This window comes from Nocardioides sp. NPDC004968 (genome assembly GCF_040608935.1).
GTDB lineage: Bacteria > Actinomycetota > Actinomycetes > Propionibacteriales > Nocardioidaceae > Nocardioides.
Window position 1 is genome coordinate 1 of sequence record NZ_JBEXJF010000076.1, and the last position, 2,772, is coordinate 2,772.

Consider the following 2,772-nt stretch of genomic DNA (forward strand, 5'->3'; position numbering starts at 1 on the left):
CGCCTGCGCGAGGCCTTCGACCTGCCTTTGACACCGATCAGCGACGAGGAAGTGGCTCGTTTCATTGCCGCTCCTTGAGCTGTCCGTTCGAACCGGTGCCAATGAAGTGTCGCGGGCGAGCGTAAGTCCACGAGGGGTTACGCAGCGGTTCGCTCAAGATGCGACTAACGGAATATAGCCTTGCTCGCGCGGCACATCGTGCCAAGTTACGCAACGCAGCCCGAAACGACCATGCACAATCTCAAGACGTGAATGATCGTACCCAGCTATGTGGTACACGCGATGTCTAAAGACCTTCGGGTTCAGGGTTCTCTCCGTGGCTTGCGTCAGATGGATCGTCCGAAGTGGCCCCCGCTGTTGCCGTCGAAGGCACTGCATTTTCGGGGACGGCCTGATCCGCGCCATACGTCCCGGGGGGACGCATCCGTAAAGTCAGTCGACCGGTCATGCGGCTGCGGAACTCCAGCAGGTATTCGTTCCCGCCACGGCGATTTCGCGGGCAACGGCGACCTGGGCCTTCTGGAAGCCCGACACCCTCGAGAGCTTCAGCCCCACGCTGTCGACATCTAGAATAGCAGGTTTTGCGTCAGTAGTGTCGTCGCCCCCTCATAGAGGTGATTCCTCGTCATCCTGTTTCCCTGTTCCCTGGCCGGCAACGGCCTTCTCGAGAACGGTCTGCGGCCGTGAGAGGGCGATTTCGCCTCCTTTTGGCACCCCGAGGGGGGATCGACTCCCCGATCATCGTTCGCGGCCGCGTTACTGGAGGTTGAGAGTCGAAACACTACGGAATGGGCAAGGATTTTTGGCGTACTGATGCTGAGGTGGCCGCGGAGATAACCATCAAAAGTGTAACCATGGCGGTCGGCTTGGCGATTATTGGCCCGGGGGGTGGGTGTAGTTCGTCGCGATCCGCAGCAGTGCGCGGAAGTGGTCCAGCAGGCTGCGCTTGCGAAGCCTGATCTCGATGTGGACCTTGAATCCGGGTGCCGAGGGCCGGCAGACTATCGAACCGTGCTCCTTGATTGTAGCGTCGATCTCGGCAAGGCTGATCTCTTCGGCCATTCCGTTTGCCTGAATGAGATCGGCCAGTTGGCGCGCCGTGAACAGTGAGCGCTTTTCCTGGCCATTCTCGCGGACGGTGAGCACATCATAGGACTGCGCGTGCTTGTGCGCGGGGACGGCCATTGCCTGCTGTGCGCGCTCGTTGGTGATCTCCTCCTTGGCATTGCGAAGCAGGCTCGCCCAGAACATCTGTCGCGCCTTGCCTGCATTGGTTGGGTTGGGGATCGGTGCGTTCTTGCCGGCCTTGGCGCGGAAGCGCCTGAGAGCCCGAGCCATCGCCTCTTCGTCGATAGTCATTGATAGTCCCCGACCGTATCGAGGATAATGTCCTTGGCTTGGTTGAGGCAGGTGTTGGGAGCCGAAAGCCCCTCGGATTTGGCTTCGAGGCCTGGCTCTCTCCGGCGGTCCCCGAAGCCCCTCGATTGGAACTCGTGACCAAGCACCTGACCAAGCAGTTCGTTCGCCTTATATATCTTCGCACGGCCCTCAGGTTTCATATTTGCCCCAAAGCCAGACGGCGACCCTCGCCAAGGCCTTGTCACAGATCGGGACCTTCCACGATCGACTTGCCCGCTAGCGCCAACACCGGACCAAAACCCGGGGTTGATGTTGGCCCTTTTTGCACTGCAACGGCTGACCACGCTCACCTGATGAGCGGGATGAAGACGATCGCGCCGACCACGATCACGATAGCTGTCCGGATCAAAAGGCCGTTGACTTGCGCCATCTCCGCCTCGGACGATTTTGAGGTGCTCATGTCGAACTCACTGCCTACGCGTTATACTTCAGCGCGAGAGTGATCAGCGCAATCGGCAATCCGCAGACGGTCCATTTTTAAGCGCCGGGCGTGGCCCAAAAAGCACTGGGCGGCGCGGCGCTTCGCGTTATGCGCCGTCGACGCAACGTCGCGCCTATCTTCCCCAAGGGAATGGCGTTAATTGACATAGTCGCTGCATACGCCGTTGCTATACGCTGTTGTTTATGTCCCCCGGGTTCATGTGAGCGCTTGATGTCGGCCCAAGAACGCGGGCTTGCCCGTCTCATGCTTCGGTTCCCCGAGTTCCGCCAGGGCTTCGCGCGACTGCGGGGCGGAAGGTTTGGCGGCGTCTGCGAGGAGTACGATCTCGTCTGGGAGGTGATCGGCAGGTGGTCCCAGGACGAACACTGCGCCTTGTTTTCCTTCAACGATTACTGCCTCCTTGCGGCCGCGATCGAGCGCGACGCGATCGCAATGGCGAAGGCCGTGCCGGATCCGGGCGCCATCGCCAAGGCGCCTGGGCCGCACTCAGCGCCCACGGCATCCTCGGAGTTTCGACAGCCAGTGCCGCCGATATCTCCCTCTTGGTGAAGCGGCGGACCGCCAGCATCCGCTTCAGGATCGCCACGCGGGAGGATGAAGCCGGTCTCCGACGAGGCGGGCCTGAGACGGTTCACACGATCCCTGGCGCCCCGCCTCCGGTCCGGTGACCGGCAAACCAGCGAGCAACTCTGTTGGGCTTACAAAAACAGCCCGGCGCAAGGCGCCGGGCTGCTCGCAGGTCAAAAGCTGTCGCTTCAGAACTTGTAGTTCACGCCGACGCGCAGGAGCCCGGCACCGCCGCCGCCATTGCTGACTGCGGTATAGGTTCCGGCCGGGAGCACGCCGCCCGCCGCATTGTCGAAGGATCGGGCGCGCCGGCCCTCGCCGGTATCGACGTAGAGGCCTTCGAT

General features: G+C 61.6%; 1 protein-coding gene. It reads right to left on the reverse strand.

Going from position 1 to position 2,772, the window contains the following annotated elements; genetic code table 11:
- Window positions 1–873: 873 nt before the first annotated feature.
- Complete coding sequence (locus ABZU72_RS28615) at window positions 874–1,359, reverse strand: hypothetical protein (protein WP_355022155.1); 486 nt, start codon at window positions 1,357–1,359, stop codon at window positions 874–876.
- Window positions 1,360–2,772: the final 1,413 nt, after the last annotated feature.